This is a genomic window from Alsobacter sp. SYSU BS001988 (assembly GCF_054796215.1).
Genome location: NZ_JBTAMK010000001.1, coordinates 802,655 through 826,507 on the forward strand (window position 1 = coordinate 802,655; position 23,853 = coordinate 826,507).

The following is a 23,853-nucleotide window of genomic DNA, read 5'->3' on the forward strand; positions in this document are numbered from 1 at the left end:
CGGGCGCCGGGAGGAGTTCGGTCAGCCGGCCCGGCCCAGGAAGGCCTCGACGGCCTCGCGCCGGGGCAGGGGCGCGACCGCCCCGTAGCCCAGGGTCGACAGGGCCGCGGCCGCATTGGCGTAGTCCGCGGCCTGGAACGCGTCGCCGCAGCGCAGCCACTCGGACAGGAACGCGCCGTCGAAGGCGTCGCCCGCCCCGGTCGCGTCCACGGCCTCGACCTTGTGGGCCGGAATGACCCGGCGCTCTCCCGGCAGCGCCACCATGGCGCCGTCGGTCCCCATCGTGAGGGCCACGATCCGGCACCCCAGGCGGAGGTAGAAGTCGCAGATCTCCTCCGGACCCTGCAGCCCGGTCAGCTGCCGGGCGTCGTCCAGGCCGGGACGGGCGATGTCGCTCATCGCCACCGCGGCGTGCGTCACCGCCCGGGCCCGCTCCAGCGGCCACAGGCGAAGCCGCAGATTGGTGTCGTAGCTGATGGTGGTCCCGGCCTCGCGGGCCAGCTTCAGCGCGTGGAACACGGCGTCGCAGGCGCAGGTCGAAATGGCCTGGCTGATCGCCGAGACGTGAAGAACCCGCGCCGACGCGATCTTCGCCGCCGGCACCTCCGACGCCATCACGAGGCTCGCGGCCGACCCCGCCCGGTAATAGCTGAAGTGGTGGCCCTTGGCGTCGTGGCTGATGAAATAGAGGCCGGTCGGCGCCCCGGCCCGGGTCAGGACGGACGAGCGGTCGACGCCCTCCCGGTCCCACAGGTCGGCGATCTGGCGGCCGAAGGCGTCGTCGCCCAGCGCCGTGAAATAGGCCGCCTTGGCGCCGTTGCGGGCCGCCGAGATCGCGGCGTTGGACGTATCCCCGCCATAGCCCGGCAGGAACAGCATCTCGCCCTGGCGTTCGACCTGGTTGAACTCTACGAGGGGCTCGCCCATCGCCAGCACGTCCAGGGTTTTCATCGGCTGTCCGCTAAATCGTTTGAAAGATCACGCATATTGCCCGTTGCGGCGCGCACGCGCAACTTCCGATCGAATGGCCGCATCGGAGAATGTGGCGGCGGAAGGGCGATTGCGCCGGGCTCCGAAAAGGGCTTTTCTACAGCCCACGCTGTCCAAAGACGGCCGCGGCCTCGCTGGCCGCGAAGAATGTGACACGAGGGGAAGTCGATGACACGCACTACGATCGCCAAGGGCCTCGTCGGCCTTGGGCTCGCCGCCCTGTTGATGGGCTCCACGGCCGTTTCGGCCAAGACGCTCGTCTACTGCTCGGAAGGCAGCCCGGAGAACTTCACCCCCGCCCTCAACACCACTGGCACCAGCTTCGACGCGGCGCGCCCGGTGTTCAACCAGCTGACCGAGTTCGAGCGGGGCTCCACCACGGTGGTCCCGGGCCTGGCGGAGAGCTGGACCTTCTCGGACGACGCCAAGACGATCACGTTCAAGCTGCGCAAGGGCGTCAAGTTCCACGCCACGAAGGACTTCAAGCCCAGCCGCGACTTCAACGCGGACGACGTGCTGTTCTCCTTCAACCGCCAGTGGAAGGAGAACCATCCCTATTTCAAGGTGTCCGGCGGGAAGTATGACTACTTCAACGACATGGACATGCCCAAGCTGCTGAAGAGCATCGAGAAGACCGACGACTACACCATCGTCATGACGCTCAACGAGCCGAACGCGCCGATCCTGGCCAATCTGGCGATGGATTTCGCCTCCATCCACTCCCAGGAATACGCCGACTTCCTCACCAAGCAGGGCAAGCCCGAGGTGATGGACCAGATCCCGGTCGGCACCGGCCCGTTCATGTTCGTGAACTACCAGAAGGACGCGGTGATCCGCTTCAAGGCCAACCCGGATTATTTCCACGGCAAGGCCGCCATCGACGACCTCGTCTACGCCATCACGCCCGATCCCACCGCCCGCCTCGCCAAGCTGCGCAAGGGCGAGTGCCACCACATGGCCTATCCGCGCCCGGCGGACCTGGAGGAGATCAAGAAGGACGCGGCCCTGCAGATGATGCAGCAGCCCGGCCTCAACATCGCCTACTGGTCGTTCAACGTGCAGAAGCCGCCCTTCGACAAGAAGGAAGTGCGTCAGGCGATGAACATGGCCGTCGACAAGGCCGCCATCATCCGCGACGTCTATCTGGGCGCCGGCGAGCCGGCCAAGAACCTGATCCCGCCGACCATCTGGTCCTACAACGACAAGGTCGTCGACTATAAGTTCGACCAGGCCAAGGCCAAGGAGCTGCTCGAGAAGGCCGGCGTCAAGACGCCGCTCGACATCGACCTCTGGTACATGCCGGTGCAGCGCCCCTACAACCCGAACGGCAAGCGCATCGCCGAGATGATGCAGTCCGACCTCGCCAAGATCGGCATCAACGCCAAGCTGGTGACCTATGAGTGGGGCGAGTACCGCAAGCGCATGCAGCAGGGCGAGCACATTACCGGCCAGCTCGGCTGGACCGGCGACAACGGCGACCCGGACAACTTCTTCTTCCTGCGCGGCTGCTCGGCGGCCCGTCCGGGCGGCCAGAACCTCTCCAAGTGGTGCAACAAGGAGTTCGACGACCGCCTGAAGAAGGCGGCCGCGATGGCCGACAACAAGGAGCGCGCCAAGCTCTACGAGGAGATGCAGCTCATCCAGAAGGAGGATGCGCCCGACATGACCATCGCGCACTCCGTCGTCTATGAGCCGATGCGCAAGGAAGTGACCGGCTACAAGATGAGCCCCTTCAACCGCCACGAGTTCTACGGCGTCGACATGAAGTGAGGCCGTCGGGAGGGCTGGGCCCTCCCGACTGAGGCGTCGGCGTCCGGGGACGGTGGTCTCCGGGCGCCCCATGCCGCTCTTGCGCGACGGCCCCCACGTCTTCGAGAGCCGCATCCACCCCTCCGCCGACATCCCCGGCGCGCCGCAGGCGCGGGATGGGGATCCAGCGGGACCGCGCCGAAAGAGTCTGGATCCCCTTCCCCTCCGCGGCTGCGCCGCTCCGGCCGGGGATGTCGGCGAGGCGGGCGTGCGACGCCGGCGTGACGCGCAGGACCCCATTGCGGCCAAGCCATTCTCAGCTGGGCTGAGCAGGACCCCATGATCAAATTTCTCCTGAAGCGTGCGGCGCTGACGTTGCCCACCTTCTTCGCGCTGATGTTCGTGACCTTCGTGGCGATCCGCATGGTGCCGGGCGACCCCGTGGAGGTGCGCACCGGCGAGCGCGGCATCTCGCCGGAGCGCCTGGCGCAGTTCCGGCACGAGCTCGGCCTCGACCAGCCGATCTGGAAGCAGTTCGCCGACTATGTGTGGGCGCTGCTGCACGGCGATTTCGGCACCTCGGTGGTGACCAACGAAAAGGTGCTGACCGAGTTCTTCACCCTGTTCCCCGCCACCCTCGAGCTGTCCGCCGCCGCCATGCTGTTCGCGGTGCTGCTCGGCGTGCCCGCCGGAGTCGTCGCCGCCGTCAAGCGCGGCAGCTGGTTCGACCACACCCTGATGGGCGCGGCCGTGACCGGCTTCTCGATGCCGATCTTCTGGTGGGGCCTGCTCCTGATCATGCTGGTGTCGGAGCGCTGGGGGCTGACCCCGGTGTCCGGCCGCATCGACCTGATCAACTACTATTTCGAGCCCGTGACCGGCTTCATGCTGATCGACGCGCTGAAATCGGACCAGCCGGGCGCGTTCTGGTCGGCGCTGCACCACCTCATCCTGCCCACCATCGTGCTCGGCACGGTGCCGCTGGCCGTCATCGCCCGCATGACGCGCTCCTCCATGCTGGAGGTGCTGAGCGAGGATTATGTGCGCACCGCCCGCGCCAAGGGCCTGTCGCCGTTCCGGGTCATCGGCCTGCACGCGCTGCGCAACGCCCTGATCCCGGTGGTCACCATCGTGGGCCTGCAGGTCGGCACGCTCCTGGCCGGCGCGGTGCTGACGGAGACGATCTTCTCCTGGCCCGGGGTGGGCAAGTGGCTCATCGAGGCGATCGGCCGGCGCGACTACCCGTCCCTGCAGGGCGGCATCCTGCTCATCTCGTCCATGGTGATCGTCGTGAACCTGGTCATCGACGTGCTCTACGGAGCCATCAACCCGAGGATCCGTCATGGCCGTTGACGCTCTCGCCTCGCCGGCCGCGCAGCCGGCGCCGCCCGGGCCGCTGCGGGCCTTCTGGGCCGCCTTTTCGGAGAACAAGGGCGCGGTGGGCGGCCTCGTCGTGCTGTCGATCATCGCCTTCCTGGCGATCTTCGCCGACCTGGTGTCGCCCTATTCGCCGTTCGAGCAGTTTCGCGACTTCACCAAGCTGCCGCCCGCCTGGGAGCAGGGCGGAAACTGGAAATTCGTGCTCGGCACCGACGCGCTGGGCCGCGACACGCTGACCAGGCTGATCTACGGCGCGCGCATCTCGCTGTTCATCGGCGTCGCCGTGATGGCCACCTCGGTGGTGATCGGCGTGCTGCTCGGGCTCGCCGCCTCCTTCATGGGCGGCGTGGTCGACACCGTGGTGATGCGGGTGATGGACCTGATCCTGTCCGTCCCCGGCCTCGTGCTGGCCATCCTGGTCGTCGCCGTGCTGGGGCCGAGCCTCACCAACACCATCGTGGCGGTCGCCATCGTGTATCTGCCGAGCTATGTTCGCCTGGTGCGCGCCTCGGCGCTGGGCGAGCTCGGCAAGGACTACGTCACGGCCTCCAAGGTGGCCGGCGTCGGTACGCTGCGGCTGATGTTCGTCACCATTTTGCCGAACTGCCTCGCGCCGCTGATCGTGCAGGCCGCGCTCGGCGTCTCCAACGCCATCCTGGAGGCGGCCGCCCTGGGCTTCCTCGGACTCGGGGCGCAGCCGCCCACGCCCGAATGGGGCTCCATGCTGGCCGACAGCCGCGAATTCATCCGCTCCAATCCCTGGATCGTCACGCTCCCGGGCCTCGCCATCCTGATCACCGTCGTGGCGATCAACCTGATGGGCGACGGCCTGCGCGACGCGCTCGATCCCAAGCTCAAGAGGAGCTGAGCCGTGGGCCTCCTCGACATCCGCAATCTCTCCGTCACCTTCGCGACCCGCTCGGGCCAGTTCCGGGCGGTGGACGGGGTCGACCTCACCGTCAACCAGAACGACGTCGTCTCCATCGTGGGCGAGTCCGGCTCCGGCAAGTCCGTCGCCATGCTGGCCGTGATGGGCCTGCTGCCCTGGACCGCCACCGTGACGGCCGACCGGATGAGCTTCGACGGGCGCGACCTCCTGACGATCTCGGACCGGGAGCGCCGCTCCATCGTCGGCCGCGACATCGCGATGATCTTCCAGGAGCCGATGACGTCGCTGAACCCGTGCTTCACGGTCGGGTTCCAGCTCGGCGAGACGCTGAAGACCCATCTCGGCCTCGACCGCGCCGCCCGCAAGAGGCGCGCGATCGAGCTCCTGGAGGAGGTCGGCATCACCGATCCGCAGCGGCGGCTGTCGGCCTTCCCGCACCAGCTCTCGGGCGGCATGAGCCAGCGCGTCATGATCGCCATGGCGATCGCCTGCCGGCCGAAGCTGCTCATCGCCGACGAGCCGACCACGGCGCTGGACGTCACCATCCAGGCCCAGATCCTCGACCTGCTGCTGCGCCTGCGCCAGGAGACCGGCATGGGCCTCGTGCTCATCACCCACGACATGGGCGTGGTGGCCGAAACCGCGCACCGGGTGGTCGTGCAATACGCCGGCCAGCAGGTGGAGCGGCAGGAGACGGTGGGCCTCTTCGCCGACCCGCACCATCCCTACACGGCCGCCCTGCTGGCGGCGCTGCCGGAGCGGGCGACCGGGCGCATCCTGCCCAGCATCCCGGGCGTGGTGCCCGGCCAGTTCGACCGGCCGGCCGGGTGCCTGTTCTCGCCGCGCTGCGCCTTCGCGACCGACTATTGCCGCGCCGTGCCGCCCAAGCCCGCCGCCCCCGAACTGGGCCATGCGCTGTGCCACTACGCGCTGGTCAAGGGCCAGCCCACCAACCGGGAGCGCGCCGCGTGACCGTCGTCCTCGAAGGCCGCAACCTGACGCGCGACTACAGCGCCCGGCGCGGAATGTTCTCCCCCGTCGCCACCGTCAAGGCGCTGTCGGGCGTGTCGTTCGACCTCGCCTCCGGCAAGACGCTGGCGGTGGTGGGCGAATCCGGCTCCGGCAAGTCGACGCTGGCGCGCCTCGTCACCATGATCGAGGAGCCGACAGCCGGGACGCTGAAGATCAACGGCGTCGACATGGTCGCCGCCACGGCGGCGGACCGCAAGCGCCTGCGCAGCGAGGTGCAGATCGTCTTCCAGAACCCCTACGGGTCGCTCAACCCGCGCCAGACCATCGGGGCCGCCCTGGAGGAGCCGCTGCTGGTCAACACGACGATGCCGGCCGCGCAGCGCCGGCAGGCCGCCCGGGACATGATGGCCCGCGTCGGCCTGCGGCCCGAATATGTCGAGCGCTACCCGCACATGTTCTCCGGCGGCCAGCGCCAGCGCATCGCCATCGCGCGCGCCCTGATGCTGCGGCCCAAGATCCTGGTGCTGGACGAGCCGGTCTCGGCCCTGGACGTCTCGATCCGGGCGCAGGTGCTGAACCTGCTGGCGGAGTTGCAGAACGAGTTCCAGCTCGCCTATCTGTTCATCTCGCACGACCTCTCGGTGGTGCGGCACATCGCCGACGACATCATGGTCATCTATCTCGGCCACGCCGTGGAGGTGGGCAGCCGCGAGGCGATCTTCTCCGCGCCCCAGCATCCTTACACGCGGGCGCTGCTGTCGGCGACGCCCGTGGCCGAGCCCGGCGCCAAGAAGGAGCGGATCGTCCTGCAGGGCGAGCTGCCCTCGCCCTTCAACCCGCCGAGCGGCTGTCCCTTCAACCCGCGCTGCCCGCTCGCCTTCGCGCCCTGCCCGGTGGAGATGCCGCCCTTGGAGCAGAAGCACGGCCGCAAGGTGGCGTGCTGGGCCGTGGAGGCCGGGTGAGGCTGCGCGCGCCTTCAGCTCCGCGGCCTTTCGGCCCGGAGGTGAAGGGTGGAGGGCGGCGCGGAACGGCGACGCTGATCAGCCCCACGGCGGATGTGGGGAGGTGTGGGGAGAACCGCGAGGCCGCCAGGCTCTCGCCGTTCCGCGCATGGCGTTTGAAGATCCACCGGAGCGCCTCGGGGCGCTGTCAGCCCCTTGGCGCTTCCGCTCGTCGGGCTCTCCGACGGATCGCCTCTGCGAAACGGCTGTCACCCCGCCTCGCCCAGGCCGCCACCCCCGGTCCCCATCCGTGACACTGCAGATGTCCCTCCGCGGACCGGAGCATGGTCAGAGATATAGGAATTTTATCCGATTGTCAAGGCCGCGCCCGCTCGCCACCTGAAGCGCCACCCCCCGTCATCCCCGGCCGGAGCGGCGCAGCCGCGGAGGGGAAGGGGATCCAGAGAGGGTCCGGAAGAAGGCGCCCCTCGCCCGGCCTCTCCGGATCCCCTTCCCGCGCCTGCGGCGCGCCGGGGATGACGGGGGAGCCGGCGCGCTTCGGGCTCGGTCGTCCCGGCGGGGCGGGGGACCCGGGGGTCCGCCGCCCTGGCCGGGGCGTCAGCCCGCGAAGGTGTAGGCGGTCTTCACGGTCGTGTAGAACTCCCGCGCATAGGCGCCCTGCTCGCGCGGGCCGTAGCTCGAGCCCTTTCGGCCGCCGAAAGGCACGTGATAGTCGACGCCCGCCGTCGGCAGGTTGACCATCACCATGCCGGCCTCGCTGTTGCGCTTGAAATGCGTGGCGTATTTCAGGCTCGACGTGCAGATGCCGGCCGACAGGCCGAACTCGGTGTCGTTGGCGAGGCTGAGCGCCTCGTCATAGTCCTTGACCCGGATGACGTTGGCGACGGGGCCGAAGACCTCCTCGCGGGAGATGCGCATCTGGTTGGTGGTCTCGGTGATCAGCGCCGGCTGGAGGTAGAAGCCAGGCGTTTCGCGGGTCAGGACCTCGCCGCCCCAGGCGAGCTTGCCGCCCTCCTCCTTGGCGATGGCGATGTATTTGAGATCCTGGTCAAGCTGGTTCTGGTCCACCACGGGGCCGATATGCGTGCCGGCCTTCAGGGCGTCGTCGATGACGAGGCCCTTGAGGCGCTCGACGCAGGCCTCGACGAAGCGGTCATGGATGCCGGCCTGCACGATGAGGCGGGACGAGGCCGTGCAGCGCTGGCCGGTGGAGAAGAACGCGCCGTTGACCGCCACCTCGACGGCGACCTTCAGGTCGGCGTCGTCCATGACCACGAGCGGGTTCTTGCCGCCCATCTCGAGCTGCAGCTTCTTCATGCGGGCGCCGCCGACGGCGGCCGCCGCGACCTTGCGGCCGGTCGGCACCGAGCCGGTGAAGGTGATGGCGTCCACGTCCTTGTGCTCGAGGATCGCCTGGCCCACCTCCGAGCCGCGGCCCATCACCAGGTTCAGCACGCCCTTGGGCAGGCCGGCGCGGTGCAGGATGTCGACGATCGCCCAGGCGCAGCCCGGCACGAGGTCGGCCGGCTTGAACACCACCGTGTTGCCATAGGCCAGGGCCGGGGCGATCTTCCAGGACGGGATCGCGATGGGGAAGTTCCAGGGCGTGATCATGCCGACCACGCCGACCGGCTCGCGGGTGATGTCGACTTCGACGCCCGGGCGCACCGAGGCGAGCTTCTCGCCCGACAGGCGCAGGCACTCGCCGGCGAAGAACGCGAAGATCTGGCCGGCCCGCACCGTCTCGCCGACGCCCTCCGGAAGGGTCTTGCCCTCCTCGCGCGACAGCAGCCGGCCGAGCTCGTCCTTGCGGGCGAGGATCTCGTCGGAGGCCTTCTTGAGGATCTCGTAGCGCTCCTGCGGGGTGGAGCGGGACCAGGCCGGGAAGGCGGCCTTGGCGGCCGCGATGGCCTCCTCGGCCTGCGCCTTGGAGGCGCGGACATATTCGCCGACCACGTCCTTGGTGTTGGACGGGTTGATGTTGGCGTTGGTGGAGGATCCCTCGACCCAGTCGCCGGCGATGAGGTTCTTGAAGGGAGCGTTCATGGGGATGTCCTGTTCTTGAAGTCGGGGCTTGGCGGGATCAGAGGACGCCGCGGCGGGCCAGGTTGCGCATCAGGTGCGAGGCGCCGAAGGTCCAGGGCGGGCATTTGTCGGTGTGCTGCATGCGGTTCACCAGACTGCCCAGCCAGGGCGTCGCGATCGTGACGATGTCGCCGATCTTGTGCGTGAAGCCCTTGCCGGGCGCGTCCCGGTCCTCGATGGGGGCGAACAGCGTGCCCGTGTAGAGGATGGCGCCGTCCGGATACTGGTGGTGCTCGCCCAGCATCTGGCCGGCCAGGTCCTCGAAGCTGCGGCTGATCTTGGCCAGCGAGGAGCGGCCCTCCAGACGATAGCCCTCCGGGCCCTCGACCACGAGCGTCAGCTCGGCCTGGCGCAGATCCTCGATCGAGAAGGTGTCGTCGAAGAAGCGGATGAACGGCCCCACGGTGGCGGAGGCGTTGTTGTCCTTGCACTTGGCGAGCAGCAGCGCCGAGCGGCCCTCGACGTCGCGCAGGTTGATGTCGTTGCCCAGCGTGGCGCCGACGATGCGGCCCTTGGAAGACACCACCAGAACGGCCTCGGGCTCGGGGTTGTTCCAGGTCGACATGGGATGCAGCCCGCCGTCGACGCCGGTCCCGACCGCCGACATCGGCGGGGCCTTGGTGAAGATCTCGGCGTCCGGGCCGATGCCCACCTCGAGATACTGGCTCCAGGCGCCCTGGTCGATGAGGGTCTGCTTCAGCCGCATCGCCTCCGGTGAGCCGGGCACGAGCTTGGAGAAGTCCTCGCCCACCATGGCGACGATGCCCTCGCGGATGCCGTTGGCGGCCGCCGGGTCGCCCTTGGCGCGCTCCTCGATGACGCGCTCCAGCATGCTGATCGCGAAGGTGACGCCGGCCGCCTTGATGGCCTGCAGGTCGTTGGGGGCCAGCAGCCAGGGCCGGCCCTCGTCGCGCCCGTCGGGCGGCGTGTTGGCAAGGAGGTCGTCCAGCGTGCAGACCAGCTCGCCGGGCTCCTCGGCCAGCGCCCGGGCGGGATCGGGCGACTCGCACAGGTCGCGCATCGTCGGATAGGCGCGGGTGACGTCGAAGACCCCGACGCCGCCGCCCTGGGGGCGGAGCGCCACGATCGAGGGGCCCGAAACCTCCGGCCGCCAGATGCGGGCGGCGAGCGCGCCACGGGCGCCGTCGCGCGGCAAGGTCGTGGCGCTGTCAAGCTTGAGGCGTGTCACGTGACGCTCCCTAAATCGGTTATTATCTGCGCGTAGTAGCACCACGCCCGCTCCGTGGCGAGGCGCCATCCCGGCCCGGGGCGCCACCCTGGCGTGCGCCGCATGGCTCTGGCCCGCGGCGCCAGGCTCCGCCGACCCCCTTCGATCCGCCTTACCGGACCTGCGCGCCGTCGCGCCGGCGGTTTCGGTACGTGAGCGACCCAGGACGCGAGTCTGATGGGCCGCCGGAACGCAAGCACAACCGGACTGTTGAAGACGAACATTCTACAATGAAAGATTCCCGCCGATGACCCTTCGCGCCGACCCACATTCGTCGTCTTTCGCCGCTTCTTGTGAAAAAAATCTCCAGACCGACAAAGCCGACGTCATCCTGTGCCTGTCGCATCTGCGCTGGAATTTCGTGACGCAGCGGCCGCAGCACCTGCTGACGCGGGCGGCGCGCGACTATGAGGTCGTGTTCGTGGAGGAGCCGATCTACCGCGAGGGCGCCGAACCCTCGCTCGAACGCTCCACGACTCCCGAAGGCGTCACGGTCGTGGCGCCGGTCCTGCCATGGGGGCTGGACTCGGTCCAGGTCACGCGGGCGCAGCGGCGGCTGATCACGGCGCTCGTCGACGGCTTCGACGCGGAACGCCTCATCGCCTGGTACTACACGCCGATGGCGCTGCCCTTCACGCGCCACCTCGCGCCCGACGTCGTGGTCTACGACAACATGGACGAGCTGTCCGCCTTCCTGGGGGCCCCGCCGCGCACGATCGCGCTGGAGCGCGAGCTGCTGCGCCGCGCCGACGTGGTGTTCACCGGCGGCGTCAGCCTCTACGAGGCCAAGAAGGGGAGGCATGCGAACATCCACCCTTTTCCGAGCAGCATCGACAAGGCGCATTTCGGCCAGGCGCGCGGCCATGCGGGCGAGGAGCCCGCGGACCAGAAGCCCATCCCCGGGCCCCGGCTCGGCTTCTTCGGCGTCGTCGACGAACGCATGGACCTCGACCTGCTCGCCCGGATGGCGGACCTGCGGCCGGACTGGTCCTTCGTGATGATCGGACCGGTGGTCAAGATCGACCCGGATAGCCTGCCGCGCCGTCCGAACCTGCACTGGCTGGGCGGCAAGTCCTACGCCGAGCTGCCGTGCTACCTGGCGGGCTGGGACCTCGGGATCATGCCGTTCGCCATGAACGAGGCGACGCGCTTCATCAGCCCGACCAAGACGCCGGAGTTCCTGGCCGCCGGCAAGCCGGTCGTGTCCACCCCGATCGTCGACGTGGTGCGCTCCTATGGTCGCCAGGGGCTGGTCGCCATCGCCGCGACGGCGGACGAATTCGTGCAGCGCGCCGAAGGCCTCATGTCCGCTCCGCGCGGCGAATGGCTCTCGGCGGTCGACCGCTGCCTCGCGACCCTCTCGTGGGACCGCACCTGGGCCGAGATGGACGACCTCATCCGCGCCGAAACGCGCATCGCCGTCCGGCCCCGCGCCGCCCGCACCGGAGAGGTCGCCGATGCCGTACGCCTATGACTGGCTCGTCGTCGGCGCCGGCTTCGCCGGGAGCGTCCTGGCCGAGCGCCTCGCCTCGCAGCGCGGCGAGCGCGTGCTCCTGATCGACCGTCGGCCGCATGTCGGCGGCAACGCCTATGACCGCCTCGACGAGGCGGGCGTGCTGATCCACCAATACGGCCCGCACATCTTCCACACCAATTCCGAGGCCATCTTCGACCACCTGTCGCAGTTCACGGCCTGGCGGCCCTACGAGCACCGCGTGCTCGCCAGGGTGGACGGGATGGAGGTCCCGATCCCGATCAACCTCGACACGGTGAACCGGCTCTACGGGCTCGACCTCACGTCGGAGGAGCTGGAGGACTGGTTCGCGGCGCGGGCCGAGCCGGTCGACGAGATCCGCACGTCCGAGGACGTGGTGGTGAGCAAGGTGGGGCGCGAGCTCTACGAGAAGTTCTTCCGCGGCTACACCCGCAAGCAGTGGGGCGTGGACCCGTCGCAGCTCGACAAGTCCGTGACCGCGCGGGTGCCCACCCGCACCAACCGGGACGACCGCTATTTCGGCGACGCCTTCCAGGCGATGCCGGCCGAGGGCTTCACGCGCATGTTCGAGCGCATGCTCGACCACCCCGCCATCACGCGGCGGCTCGGCGTCGACTACGCCGACGTGAAGGCCGAGAGGCTGGCTCCGCGCACCATCTTCACCGGGCCGGTGGACGAGTTCTTCGGGCATCGCTTCGGCAGGCTGCCCTACCGGTGCCTGCGCTTCGACCACCGCACCCTGGATCAGGAGCGGTTCCAGCCAGTGGCGGTGGTCAACTACCCGATGTCGGAGGACTACACCCGCATCACCGAATACAAGCACCTCACCGGCCAGAAGCACCCGATGACGAGCATCACCTACGAGTATCCGACCGACGTCGGGGACCCCTATTACCCGATCCCGCGTCCCGAGAACGCCGAGCTGTACAAGAAATACGAGGCGCTCGCGCTGCAGACGCCGGACGTGTGGTTCGTGGGGCGGCTGGCGACCTATCGCTACTACAACATGGACCAGGTGGTCGGCCAGGCGCTGGCGACGTTCCGCCGGATCGAGCAGGCCCTCCCCCGGTCGAACGCCGCCCAGGAGTCCGGGCCGGAGCCGGCCCTCTCGACGGCGCTCTGAGGAGGCCTCAATTCGCCTCGCCAGGCCCGTCCTCGCCCAGGGGCGAGCTGCCCCAGTGCATCATGGCCGGGTCGTCGTTGTCGACGCCGTGGGTCTGCAGGACGTCGTGGATGTCCTTCAGGCGCGCGTTGACCTGCGGGCCGCGCCGCAGCCCCACCATCACCATGACGATCTCGATGATGAGGAGCTGCACCACATAGGCTTCCGTGCCGACCCGCATGGTCGCGTCGCGCGGGACGTCGGTGCTGAGCACGACGTCGGCGAGATCCGCCAGCGGGGTGCGGGTGCGGGTGAGCGCCACCACGGTCGCGCCGCGCGCCTTGCCGAGCTGCACGGCCTCCAGCAGAGCCGGCATCCGGCCCACGAAGGAGATCGCGAAGAGCACGTCGCCCGGCCGCATCGTGGCCGCGCCGACGAGCTGGAAATGCGCGTCCGAGAAGGCGTTGGTGACGAGGCCCAGCCGGAACAGCCGGGCCTGCAGGTCCTGCGCCAGGAAGTTGGAGGTGGCGCCGGCGCCGTAGCAGTCCACCCGGCGGGCCCTGTGGATCGCCTGGGCGGCGCGCTCCACCTCGGCGGGGTCGAGCCGGCGCTGCCACTCGGCCAGCACCGAGGTGAGGCTGCCGACGACGTTGCGGACCACGTCCCCGGTGCTGTCGCCGAGCGCGACGCCCCGGTGCAGGTAGGGCGTGCCGAGCGCCAGCGCCCCGGCGAGCTTGAGCTTGAAGTCCTTGAGGCCGTCGCACCCCACCGCGCGGGCGAAGCGCACGATGGTGGGCGCGCTCACGCCGGCCCGGACCGCGAGATCCTCGACATTGGTCTGCACGGCCCAGCCCGGGTTCTCCAGGATCATGCGGCCGATGCGCCGCTGGCCCTCCGACATGCCGTCGAGGCCGAGCCGGATGGCGCGCAGGATGTCGGGCGCGCCGTGGTCCGGGCCGTCGCCGGCTCCCGCGGGGGCGCTCACGCCGCCCCCGGGGCGAGAGGCGCGTCGTCCAGGAGGCAGGCCGAGGCGCTTGCGTCCGGATGGCTGCGCAGGGGCGGGACGATCCGGGCGCAGGCCTCCATGGCGTGCGGGCAGCGCGTGCGGAAGACGCAGCCGGAGGGCGGCGCCACGGGGGACGGAATGTCGCCCTTCAGGACCCGGGCCAGACGCGGCGCGTCGGGATCCGCCTTCGGCGACGCGGCGAGCAGCGCCTGCGTGTAGGGATGGCGCGGCCGGGACGAGATCACCGCCGTGGGACCGATCTCCATCACGCGCCCGAGATACAGCACCGCGATGCGGTCGCACATCAGCTCCACGACGTCGAGGTCGTGCGAGATGAACAGCATCGCGAGGCCGAAGCGGGACCGCAGGTCCTGCATGAGGTTGAGCACCTGGGCCTGCACGGAGACGTCCAGCGCGGACACGGGCTCGTCGGCCACGATCAGCTCCGGCTCCACGGCGAGCGCCCGGGCGATGCCGATGCGCTGGCGCTGGCCGCCGGAGAACTCGTGCGGGAAGCGCGACATGTGGGCCGCCGGCAGGCCGACGGTCTCCAGGAGCTCGCCGACGCGCTCGCTGCGGCGGCCGCGGGCCAGTCCGTGCGCGTCCAGCGCCTCGCCGACGATGTCGCGCACCCGCAGGCGGGGGTTGAGGCTGGCGTAGGGGTCCTGGAACACCATCTGTGCCCTCCGGCGGAAGGCCTTCAGCCTGCGCGCGGGCGTCTGGGCGATGTCCTCGCCGCCGAAGCGGACGACGCCTCGCGTGGGATCCAGCAGCCGCAGGACCAGCCGGCCGATGGTGCTCTTGCCCGAGCCGGACTCGCCGACGAGGCCCAGCACCTCGCCGGGCTGGATCGCGAAGCTCACCTCCTCGACGGCGCGGACCGGATGCGGCCCGCCGCCGAAATGCTTGGTGAGCCCCTGGACGTCGAGAAGCGGCGCGCTCACGCGATCTCCCTCCAGCGCAGGCAGCGCACGACGCCGTCCGGGGCCGCCTCCAGCGCCACCGTTCCGACGCGGCACGCGTCGACCGCGTAGCCGCAGCGCGAGGCGAAGCCGCAGCCCTGCGCCGCCCGGGAGACCTGGCCCGGGATGGAGCGCACGACCCGGCGCCCGTCCTCGCCGCGGACGGCCCGCGCCGGCAGGCAGTCCAGCAAGGCCCGCGTGTAGGGATGCCTCGGCGCATGGAAGAGCGGCCGCACCGGCGCGCTCTCCACCACCTCGCCGGCGTACATCACCGCGACCCGGTCGGCGATCTCGGCCACGACGCCGAGATTGTGGGTGATGAACAGCATTCCCATCCCGATCTCGCGCCGCAGCCGCTCGATCAGCGCCAGGATCTGCGCCTGGATGGTGACGTCGAGCGCGGTCGTCGGCTCGTCGGCGATGAGCAGCGCCGGGTCGCACGCCATCGCGACCGCGATCATGACGCGCTGGCGCATGCCGCCCGACATCTGGTGCGGGTAGTTGTGCACGCGGCGCCGGGCGTCCGGGATCTCGACGAGGTCCAGCATCGCCTCCGCCCGGCGCATCGCCTCGCCGCGCCCCATGCCGAGATGCAGCCGGGCGGACTCGGCGATCTGCTCGCCCACCGTCATGACAGGGTTGAGGCTGGTCATCGGCTCCTGGAAGATCATGGCGATCTCCGAGCCGCGCAGGCGGCGCATGACGGGGGCCGGCGCCTGGGCGAGGTCGACGCGGTCGCCGGCGCGCCGCCGCAGCCAGATGCGCCCGCCGGAGACGCGGCCCGCCGGCTTCGGCAGCAGCCCCATGACGGCGAGGCTCGTGACCGACTTGCCGGACCCGGACTCGCCCACGAGCGCGACGGTCTCGCCCGGCCGCACCGCCAGCGTGACGCCCCGCACGGGCGTGACCACGCCCTCCTCGGTGCGGAAGCTGACTTCGAGGTCCTCGATGGAGAGCAGAGGCTCCGGGGTCGCGTCCATCTCAGAGCGCTTTCCGGAGCTTGGGGTCGAGCATGTCGCGCAGGCCGTCGCCGACGATCTGGAGCGACAGCGCGGCCAGCACGATGGCGACGCCCGGGAAGAGCACGACCCAGAAGGCGTCGTCCGCGAATTGCTGGCCGGAGGCGATCATGGTGCCCCAGGTCGGGGTCTCGGGCGGCACGCCCGCCCCCAGGAACGACAGGCCGGCCTCCGCCAGCACCGCATAGGCGAAGATGAAGGTGGCCTGCACCAGCACGGGGGACGCCACGTTGAGGAGCACATGGACGCCGAGGATGCGTCGGGTCGAGACCCCGAGCGCCCGCGCCGCCTCCACGAAGGGCAGCTCCCGGACGACGAGCGTCGAGGCGCGCACCACCCGCACCACGCGCGGCGTGTAGACGATCGACAGCGCGAACACGACATTGGCCGCCGAGGCGCCGAGCACGGCGACGAGGAAGATCGCCAGCAGGATGTCGGGCAGCGCCATCGTGGCGTCCACGACCCGCATCACGGGCGCGTCGAGGCGGCGGAAGTAGCCGGCGAAGAGCCCGATTGCGGTCCCGATCGACATCGAGATGGCGACCACCGCCGCCCCGATGCCGAGCGACGCGCGGGCGCCGAAGATGATGCGGGAGAGAATGTCGCGGCCGAACTCGTCCGTGCCCAGCCAGTTGGCCTCGCTTGGCGGCTTCAACCGGCGCGCCAGCCGCATGGCGTCGGGCTTGAAGGGCGTGATCCAGGGGGCGAACAGGGCGCAGAGCAGCAGCAGGGCCAGCGTCAGCGCGGCGGCCAGCACCAGCTTGCGGCGGAAGAGGCGGCGGAAGAACAGCAGCGCGGGCGAGAGCATCGGCTCAGGTCCGCACGCGCGGGTCGACCAGGGTGTAGATCAGGTCGATCACGAGATTGATGAGGACGTAGACGCCCGCCACCACGATCAGGGCGCCCTGGATCACCGGGTAATCGCGCCTCAACACGGCCGAGACCACGAGATTGCCGATTCCGGGCAGGCCGAACACCGTCTCGGTGACGATCGCGCCGCCGACCAGCAGCGCCGCCGTGAGGCCGACCACCGTGACGATCGGGATCAGCGCGTTGCCGAAGGCGTGGCGCATCACCACGCGGGCTTCCGAGACGCCCTTCGACCGGGCGGTGCGGACATAGTCCTCGTTCAGCACGTCCAGCATGCTGGCGCGGGTGAAGCGGGTGATCAGGGCGGAGTTCACCACCCCCAGCACGCAGGACGGCAGGATGAGGTGGCCCAGCCTGTCGGCCAGCGGCGCGCCCGGGTCGCCATAGCCGGCCACCGGGAACCAGCCGAGCCGGACGGCGAACAGCTGGATGACGATGAGCCCGAGCCAGAAACTTGGAACATTGGCGGCCAGCATGGCCAGGCCGCTCACGACCTGGTCCACCGCCCTGCCCCGCCACACGGCGGAGGCGACGCCGGCCGGGATGCCGATCAGGGCCGCGATCGAGACCGAGAAGAGGGTGAGGAAGAAGGTGGGCTCGGCCCGCTCGGCCAGCGCCTGCGTGACGGGCCGCTGCAGGAAGATGGACTGGCCCAGATTGCCGCTGGCGAGCTCCTTCAGCCAGAGCGCGAACTGGACGAGCACGGGGCGGTCCAGCCCGTAGACGGCCCGCAGCCGCGCGATGTCCTCGGCCGTCGCCTGGTCGCCCAGCATCAGGGAGGCCGGATCCCCCGGCGCGAGGCGGGTGAGGAAGAACACCATCGCGGCGACCAGCAGCATCACGATGATGAGCCCGCCGATCCGCCGCCCCAAGGTCAGCCACATGGCTCGCGCTCTCCGTACTCGCCAGGTTGCGCCGAAGCGCTCGCATTCGAGGGGGCGCCCCCTCATCCGGCGCTCCGCGCCACCTTCTCCCCGTGCGCGGGGAGAAGGGCGAAACGCCGCCGCAGCCGCGATGGACCCCCTCTCCCCGGAACGGGGAGAGGGCTGGGGTGAGGGGCGTTCGCGCCGAAGCGGCGCCCCGCCTCAGTTCAGCTCGACGTTCCAGAAGGCCGGGAAGGGCATCGGGGTGTAGCCCTTCATCTTGGCCGAGACGCCCGAGAGCGCGCCGAAATTCCCGGCCCGGATATAGGGGACCTCGTCATAGACGACCTGCTGCACCTTGGCCCAGAGCGGGCCGCGCTTGGCCGGGTCCGGCTCGCCGTTGAAGGCGGCCAGCGCCGCGTCCTTTGCGGGCGTCTTCCACCAGCCGGGCGCGCCGTCGCCGAGCTGCGGGGGCGACAGCATCGGCTCCGGGAAGAAGGCCGAGTGCGTGATGTAGACGTCCCAGAGCGCCGGGTCGCCGCGGCGCTGCACCAGCGTCGCCCAGTCGACGACGTCCAGCGTCACGGTGAAGCCCGCGGCCTTGAGCTGCTCGGCCATCACCAGCGCCATGCGGTGATGGAAGTCGTACTGCTTGGAGTTGAGGATGCGGATCGGCGCGCCGTCGTACTTGGCCTCCGCCAGGAGCTTCTTGGCGCCGGCGGCGTCGCCCTTGCTGTAGCGCTCCGCGCCGGCTTCCGAGAAGAAGGGCGAGCCCTTGGGGAAGTGGGACGGCGCCAGGGCGAAGAACTTGGGATCGCCGAAGCCGGCGAGCAGGATCTCCTCCTCGTCCAGCGCCATCTGGAAGGCCTGCCGCACCTTCAGGTCCGCCATCGGGCCCTGCTTGGTGTTGGTCGGGAAATAGGGGAAGCCGTACGGCATGGTCAGCACCGCCTTGGCGGCGCTGGAGGACGACAGCTTCTTGCTGGCCTCCACCGGCAGCTGGTCGGCGAAATGGTACTGGCCCGCCACCACGCCCTCGACGCGCGTGTTGGCGTTCGGCGCCGGGATGAAGCGCAGCTCGGCGATCTTCGCTTCCTTCTTGCCCGCGTAGCCGTTGGCCGGCTCGGAGCGCGACACGTAGCCGTCGAACCGGGTGAGCACCACGAACTGGTCGGGCTTGCGCTCGCGGAACTTGTACGGGCCGGTGCCGACGAACTCGACCAGCGGATTGGCGATGCTCTCCTTGGCCATGATGCCCGCATAGCCGGACGGCAGCGCCAGATGGGCGAGCAGCGCCGGCTGCAGGTCGCTGAGCGCGATCTCGACCGTGCTCGGGCCCTTGGCGGCGATCGACGTGATGCTCTTGGCCAGCGCCTTGCCGCGCGGCGTCATCTCGACCCAGCGCTTCAGCGACGCGACGACGTCCTCGGCGTCCAGATCGCGGCCGTTGTGCAGCTTCACGCCCTTGCGCAGCTCGATGGTGTAGAGCTTGCCGTCGGCCGTGATCTTGGGCGTCTCGGCGGCGAGCATCGGCTGCACGGCCCCGTTCGCGTCGAAGGTGAAGAGCGGCTCATAGACGTGCTGCATGATGATGCTGACGAGGTCGGCGGTCGACGCCATCGGGTCGAGCGACTGGGGCTCGCCCACCATCGCCAGGTTGGCGCTCTGCGCCCCCTGCGCGGCCGCCATCTCGGGCGCCAGGAGGGTCGCCGCAAGCGCGCCCATGCCCGCCTGGAAGCCGCGGCGCGTTGGCGCCCAGCCGAATGATCCGGAATCCGTCATGCGTCCCTCCCATTCCCGCCAAGGCCCGCCGTTCCCGCAGCGGGCTCTACCCTGAATGAAAGTTTATTAAGCGGCAAATTGGCCTGTCAACGCCTGTTTGCAGGGCCGGGCCCTGCCGTTACCGTTCACGACAGAACCAAACAGATCGCCGTTGACCCCCGGGCGGCGGTCAATGTAACTTTTTTCCGCCTGCGCTCCGGCGCGCGATCAAGGTTGAGGCCATGGACTACGAACTCGTCGTAAGCGGGGGCCGGGTGATCGACCCGTCCCAGGGCGTCGACCGCGTCACCGACGTCGCCTTCTCGGGCGGCAAGGTCGCGGCCGTGGGCGACGGCCTGGCGTCGCGCGCGGCGCAGCGCGTCGACGCCGCCGGCCGGATCGTCACGCCGGGCCTGATCGACCTGCACACGCATGTCTACTGGGGCGGCACCTCGCTCGGCGTCGATCCGCTGATCCTGGCCCGCGGCGGCGCGACCACGCTGGTCGACACCGGCAGCGCCGGGCCGGGCAATTATCCGGGCTTCCTGGAGCACGTCATCAAGCCCGCGCCGATGCGCATCATCGCCTATCTCAACGTGTCCTTCGCGGGCATCTACGGTTTCTCCAAGCGCGTCATGGTGGGCGAGAGCGGCGACCTGCGCCTGATGGCGCCGATCGACGCCGTGGAGGTCGCGGAAGCGAACCGCGACACGCTGGCGGGCATCAAGGTGCGGGTCGGCATGAACGCGTCCGGCGCTTCCGGCCTCGTGCCGCTGCAGATCGCCCGGCAGGTCGCCGACCGCATCAAGATGCCCATGATGGTGCATATCGACGTGCCGCCGCCGACGCTGGAGGACGTGCTCGCCCTGATGCGGCCGGGCGACGTGCTCACCCATTGTTTCCGTCCGTTCCCGAACACGCCCGCCACCGGCGACGGCAAGGTCCTGCCGGCCGTGCTGGAGGCGCGCCAGCGGGGCGTGCTGTTCGACATCGGCCACGGCATGGGGTCTTTTTCGTTCAAGACCGCTCGGGTGATGCTGGCCAACGGCTTCATGCCGGACACGATCTCGAGCGACGTCCATGCGCTGTGCATCCAGGGGCCGGCCTTCGACCTGCTCACCACGATGTCCAAGTTCCTCTGCCTCGGCGTCGATCTCCCGGCCGTGGTGAAGGGCGCGACGCAGAACGCCGCAGCGGCCCTCCAGCGGGAGGATCTGGGCACGTTCAGGGCCGGCGCCGCCGGCGACGCCTCGATCCTGTCGCTCGACCACGGCGCGCATGATTATGTCGACTCGACCGGGGAGCATCTGCGCGGCGAGCAGCGGCTCAACGCCCGGGGCGTCGTGATCGCCGGGAGGCTCTGGCACACGGCCTGATCAGGCGGCGGCTTCAGCGGCGTCCCCGACGGCGCGGCGCTCCTGGAGCAGCTGCGCCGCGAAATCCTCGTCGGGGGAGCGGCGGTCGGTCCCGCAGAACAGGCCGACCCGGCAGGTCCGATCGTCCTCCCACCCCGGATAATCGAGGATCGGGTACAGGCAGACGGCCTGGAGAGGGACGCCCGCCCGGCGGGCGGCCCGGGTCTCGAGCCCGACATAATGGAGCCAGCTCGCGCGCGCCGTGCCTTCCGCGCCGGTCTCGGCCAGCAGCATCGGCCGGCGATAGCGCTCGTGCGCCTCCTTCAGAAGGGTCCGCAAGGGCCGATAGGCGTGGTTGCCGAGGGGGATCACGTCGCCGCCCAGGCGCCACTGGTTGTCCGGGTAGTAGTTCAGGCCGACGATGTCGAGCATGGCGGGGGAGCCCCCGAGCTCCGGCTCCAGCGCGCCGCCGAGCATGTCGAGCGCCTCGAACTGGGCCGCGTGATAGGCGTCGGCGGCGTCGACGGCGGCCCTGTCGCGGCCGTTCGGGGCGACGTGGATCAGCGGCTCGGCGGTGATGAAGCGCGCCTGCGGGGCGACGGACCGGATCGCCGCGACCGCCTCCACGCAGGCCCGGACGAGCTGGCGCTTCAGCTCCGCCCCGCGGCCGAACGCGACGGGATGGAAGCGGCCCTGGTCGCCGCCGGCCCAGGCCCAATAGGAGATCTCGTTGACCGGACAGAAGAACGGCGCGCCCGCCGTCTCGCGCCGCACGACCTCGGCCGCCCGGGCCGCGAACGCCGCGAAGCGCCGCGGGAAGTCCGGGCTCCAAACGTCCACGTGATCGGGCAGGCCGTAATGGCACAGGTCCCAGACGACCTGGACGCCATGGCGGCGCGCGGCCTCCAGCATCGGGAGGAGGCTCGACCAGTCGTAGCCGCCGGGGCGCGTCTCGATCAGGTGCCAGCGGACGCCGTCGCGCACGCTCCTGAGGCCATGCGCGGCGGCCAGTGCGTAGTCCCGGTCGACATGGGCGTCGTGGCGCGTCGCGGCGATCAGATCGAGGCGCCGGCCGTCCGCCCGGCGATGCGTCGAGCACTCGAAGCCGGCCATGAAGGCGCTCCGGAAGGGTCCGTCATTCGCCATGGGCGGCCACCACGCGGAGCCGGGCCTGGCCGGCGGCCGCCGGCGGCGCGGACAGCCCGCCGCTCTGGCGCCGCCACATCGCCCGGAACGGGCCCTCGCGGGCGAGCAGCGTCGCGGGCTCGCCGTCCTCCACGATCGCGCCGTCCATCATCACCAGCACCCGGTCGAAACCCGCGATGGTGGAGAGCCGGTGGGCGACGGCGATCACGGTGCGGCCGCGCATCAGCCTCTCGAGCGCCGCCTGCACCTCCTGCTCGGACTTGGTGTCCAGCGCCGACGTGGCCTCGTCCAGCAACACCACCGGGGCGTCCTTGAGGAGCACGCGCGCGACGCCGATGCGCTGGCGCTGCCCGCCGGAGAGCTTCACGCCGCGGTCGCCCACATGGCTGTGGTAGCCATGCGGCATGCGCCGGATGAAAGCGTCGCACTGCGCCGCCGCCGCGGCTTCGCGCACCTCCTCGTCGGTCGCCTCCGGCCGGGCGAAGCGGATGTTCTCCATGATGGTGCGGTGGAAGAGGGCGACCTCCTGCGGCACCACGCCCAGATTGGCCCGCAGGCTGTCCTGGGTGAGGTCCCGGATCGGAACGCCGTCGAGCAGGATGCGGCCGGATTGCGGGTCGTGCAGCCTCTGGATGAGGTTGACGAGCGTCGACTTGCCCGCGCCCGACGGGCCGACGACGCCGACCCTCTGGCCGGCCGGGATGGCCAGGGCGACGCCGCTCAGCGCCTCGCGCCCGTCCGGATAGGAGAAACGGACGTCGCGCAGGGTCAGCTCGCCCCGGCAACGCGGCGCGGCCACGGCCCGCGGACGGTCCTCCACGGCTCGCGGCGCGCCGAGGAAGCGCAGCGTCTCGCCGATGAAGCTGAATTGCTGGGCCGTGTCGACGAATGCGAGAGCCAGGTCGCGGGAGCCGTGCAGGATGCGGAAGGTGAGCGCGCTGACCACCACGACGTCGCCGGGCGTGACGCGCGACTGCGACCAGAGCCAGACCACCCAGGCCAGCATGCCGGCCGCCATCGCCGTCAAGGCGAGGTCGTGCAGGGCTCGCGCCTTCTCCAGAAACATCCAGCTGCGCCGCTGCGCGCGGGCCTCGGCGTCGAAGGCCCGCGCCAGGCGCGCCCGCTCGCTGCGGGCCGCCGAGAACGCCTTGACGTTCCAGATGTTGGCCAGCACGTCGACGAGCTCGCCGCCCGCCTCGCCGGCCCGCTCGGCGTAGGCCTGGTGGACGGGCCGTCCGCGCCGGCCGAGCGCGACGAGGCTCGCCGTGGTCCCGGCGGCGAAGAGCGCCATCGCGGCGGCCATGCGCCAGTCCACCATGGAGAACACGATCAGCGCGCCGACGAAGTCGACGCAGGGCGGCGCGACCCGCCACACCATGGCGTTGACCAGGGCGCCGAAATGTCCCGCCACCGCGGTGATCCGGTGCCCCAGGGAGCCGGCGAAGCGCTCGGCGAAGAAGTCCATGCCGTGACGGCCGAGATGGGCGAAGAGATCGAGCCTGATGTCGCGGCCGGCGGCGATCGTGACGCGGCATCCCGCCCAGCCGCTGGCGCGCCAGAGCAGGCTCTCCACCAGCACCAGGCCGAGAAACGCGGCCAGGGCGGTCCAGACCGCCCCGCTCCGGGCCGGCCCGCCCGCCATGCCGTCGACCAGGAGCTTCATCATGACCTGGACGCCCACCGCGCAGGAGGCGGCCGACAGCGCGAGAGCGCCCAGGGCGGCGAACCAGAGCGCACGGGCCCTGACATAGCCGCCGATGAAGGCGAGCGGAGACCGCGTCAGGTCGGACCGGGCGGGGTCCGTCCGATGGGTCGAAGTCTCCAGCATGAACGTCCTCGGGGCCGGGGGGTCGACAGGGCGCGGTCGTCCGCCGCGGCGGATCCAGCCGGTCTAATGCGTGGCGGGAAGCCGCGGCGCAAAGCCCCGTCGTGAGGTCCGAAAGCGCGCTCTGCCGCCCCGCAGGCGAGTGGGACGGGCCGGCGCCGCGCGCCGGCGCCTCAGGAGCCTTGCGCAAACGC

At 70.4% G+C, this 23,853-nt stretch carries 19 protein-coding genes; 8 read left to right on the forward strand and 11 right to left on the reverse strand.

Going from position 1 to position 23,853, the window contains the following annotated elements; genetic code table 11:
• Positions 1-21 precede the first annotated feature (21 nt).
• Positions 22-951, reverse strand: coding sequence for a sugar kinase (locus ACYVO7_RS03390; RefSeq protein WP_460448420.1), 930 nt, complete (start codon positions 949-951; stop codon positions 22-24).
• A 207-nt stretch (positions 952-1,158) separates the two neighbouring features.
• Here ACYVO7_RS03390 and ACYVO7_RS03395 point away from each other — a divergent pair, with 207 nt between their 5' ends.
• From ACYVO7_RS03395 to ACYVO7_RS03415, 5 genes are all read left to right on the forward strand, one after another.
• Complete coding sequence (locus ACYVO7_RS03395) at positions 1,159-2,760, forward strand: ABC transporter substrate-binding protein (RefSeq protein ID WP_460448421.1); 1,602 nt, start codon at positions 1,159-1,161, stop codon at positions 2,758-2,760.
• Positions 2,761-3,078: 318 nt separating this feature from the next.
• Positions 3,079-4,092 (forward strand): ABC transporter permease subunit, encoded by a 1,014-nt coding sequence (locus ACYVO7_RS03400; RefSeq protein WP_406855862.1) that lies wholly within the window; start codon positions 3,079-3,081, stop codon positions 4,090-4,092.
• A complete protein-coding gene (locus ACYVO7_RS03405; RefSeq protein WP_406855863.1) occupies positions 4,082-4,987 on the forward strand; it encodes an ABC transporter permease subunit in 906 nt (301 codons plus the stop codon). Before ACYVO7_RS03400 ends, ACYVO7_RS03405 begins: the two co-directional genes overlap by 11 nt.
• 3 nt (positions 4,988-4,990) lie before the next feature.
• Positions 4,991-5,980, forward strand: a complete 990-nt coding sequence (locus ACYVO7_RS03410; protein ID WP_460448422.1) for an ABC transporter ATP-binding protein — start codon at positions 4,991-4,993, stop codon at positions 5,978-5,980.
• 53 nt (positions 5,981-6,033) lie between these two features.
• Positions 6,034-6,942, forward strand: a complete 909-nt coding sequence (locus ACYVO7_RS03415; RefSeq protein ID WP_460448553.1) for a dipeptide ABC transporter ATP-binding protein — start codon at positions 6,034-6,036, stop codon at positions 6,940-6,942.
• A gap of 597 nt (positions 6,943-7,539) precedes the next feature.
• On the opposite strand, the gene ACYVO7_RS03420 is transcribed toward ACYVO7_RS03415, so the two are convergent.
• Together ACYVO7_RS03420 and ACYVO7_RS03425 are read right to left on the reverse strand one after the other, a co-directional pair.
• Positions 7,540-8,988 carry an aldehyde dehydrogenase family protein gene (locus ACYVO7_RS03420; RefSeq protein ID WP_460448423.1) on the reverse strand — a complete coding sequence of 483 codons (1,449 nt, stop codon included), beginning with the start codon at positions 8,986-8,988 and terminating at the stop codon, positions 7,540-7,542.
• Positions 8,989-9,025: 37 nt separating this feature from the next.
• The gene (locus ACYVO7_RS03425) at positions 9,026-10,216 is read right to left on the reverse strand and encodes a fumarylacetoacetate hydrolase family protein (RefSeq protein ID WP_460448424.1); all 1,191 of its coding nucleotides are present in this window, start codon (positions 10,214-10,216) and stop codon (positions 9,026-9,028) included.
• Between the two features lie 286 nt (positions 10,217-10,502).
• On the opposite strand from ACYVO7_RS03425, the gene ACYVO7_RS03430 reads away from it, so the two are divergent.
• Together ACYVO7_RS03430 and glf are read left to right on the forward strand one after the other, a co-directional pair.
• A complete protein-coding gene (locus ACYVO7_RS03430; RefSeq protein ID WP_460448425.1) occupies positions 10,503-11,729 on the forward strand; it encodes a glycosyltransferase family 1 protein in 1,227 nt (408 codons plus the stop codon).
• Positions 11,713-12,873 (forward strand): UDP-galactopyranose mutase, encoded by a 1,161-nt coding sequence (gene glf / locus ACYVO7_RS03435; RefSeq protein WP_460448426.1) that lies wholly within the window; start codon positions 11,713-11,715, stop codon positions 12,871-12,873. The genes ACYVO7_RS03430 and glf overlap by 17 nt, the downstream gene beginning before the upstream one ends.
• A gap of 7 nt (positions 12,874-12,880) precedes the next feature.
• Here the strand turns inward: glf and ACYVO7_RS03440 are convergent, their stop codons facing one another.
• From ACYVO7_RS03440 to ACYVO7_RS03465, 6 genes are all read right to left on the reverse strand, one after another.
• On the reverse strand, positions 12,881-13,837 hold the full coding sequence (locus tag ACYVO7_RS03440) for a MurR/RpiR family transcriptional regulator (protein ID WP_460448427.1): 957 nt from the start codon (positions 13,835-13,837) through the stop codon (positions 12,881-12,883).
• Complete coding sequence (locus ACYVO7_RS03445; protein WP_460448428.1) at positions 13,834-14,802, reverse strand: ABC transporter ATP-binding protein; 969 nt, start codon at positions 14,800-14,802, stop codon at positions 13,834-13,836. Before ACYVO7_RS03445 ends, ACYVO7_RS03440 begins: the two co-directional genes overlap by 4 nt.
• Complete coding sequence (locus ACYVO7_RS03450; RefSeq protein WP_460448429.1) at positions 14,799-15,800, reverse strand: ABC transporter ATP-binding protein; 1,002 nt, start codon at positions 15,798-15,800, stop codon at positions 14,799-14,801. The genes ACYVO7_RS03445 and ACYVO7_RS03450 overlap by 4 nt, the downstream gene beginning before the upstream one ends.
• A gap of 1 nt (position 15,801) precedes the next feature.
• Positions 15,802-16,647 carry an ABC transporter permease gene (locus ACYVO7_RS03455; protein ID WP_460448430.1) on the reverse strand — a complete coding sequence of 282 codons (846 nt, stop codon included), beginning with the start codon at positions 16,645-16,647 and terminating at the stop codon, positions 15,802-15,804.
• A 4-nt stretch (positions 16,648-16,651) separates the two neighbouring features.
• The gene (locus tag ACYVO7_RS03460) at positions 16,652-17,593 is read right to left on the reverse strand and encodes an ABC transporter permease (RefSeq protein WP_460448431.1); all 942 of its coding nucleotides are present in this window, start codon (positions 17,591-17,593) and stop codon (positions 16,652-16,654) included.
• Positions 17,594-17,794: 201 nt separating this feature from the next.
• Positions 17,795-19,354: an ABC transporter substrate-binding protein gene (locus ACYVO7_RS03465; RefSeq protein ID WP_460448432.1), complete on the reverse strand. Its 1,560-nt coding sequence runs from the start codon at positions 19,352-19,354 to the stop codon at positions 17,795-17,797.
• Positions 19,355-19,575: 221 nt separating this feature from the next.
• On the opposite strand from ACYVO7_RS03465, the gene ACYVO7_RS03470 reads away from it, so the two are divergent.
• Positions 19,576-20,709 (forward strand): amidohydrolase/deacetylase family metallohydrolase, encoded by a 1,134-nt coding sequence (locus ACYVO7_RS03470; RefSeq protein ID WP_460448433.1) that lies wholly within the window; start codon positions 19,576-19,578, stop codon positions 20,707-20,709.
• Here ACYVO7_RS03470 and ACYVO7_RS03475 read toward each other — a convergent pair whose 3' ends face one another.
• Positions 20,710-21,834: a beta-glucosidase gene (locus ACYVO7_RS03475; protein WP_460448434.1), complete on the reverse strand. Its 1,125-nt coding sequence runs from the start codon at positions 21,832-21,834 to the stop codon at positions 20,710-20,712.
• Positions 21,824-23,662, reverse strand: a complete 1,839-nt coding sequence (locus ACYVO7_RS03480) for an ABC transporter ATP-binding protein (RefSeq protein WP_460448435.1) — start codon at positions 23,660-23,662, stop codon at positions 21,824-21,826. The genes ACYVO7_RS03475 and ACYVO7_RS03480 overlap by 11 nt, the downstream gene beginning before the upstream one ends.
• Positions 23,663-23,853 lie beyond the last annotated feature (191 nt).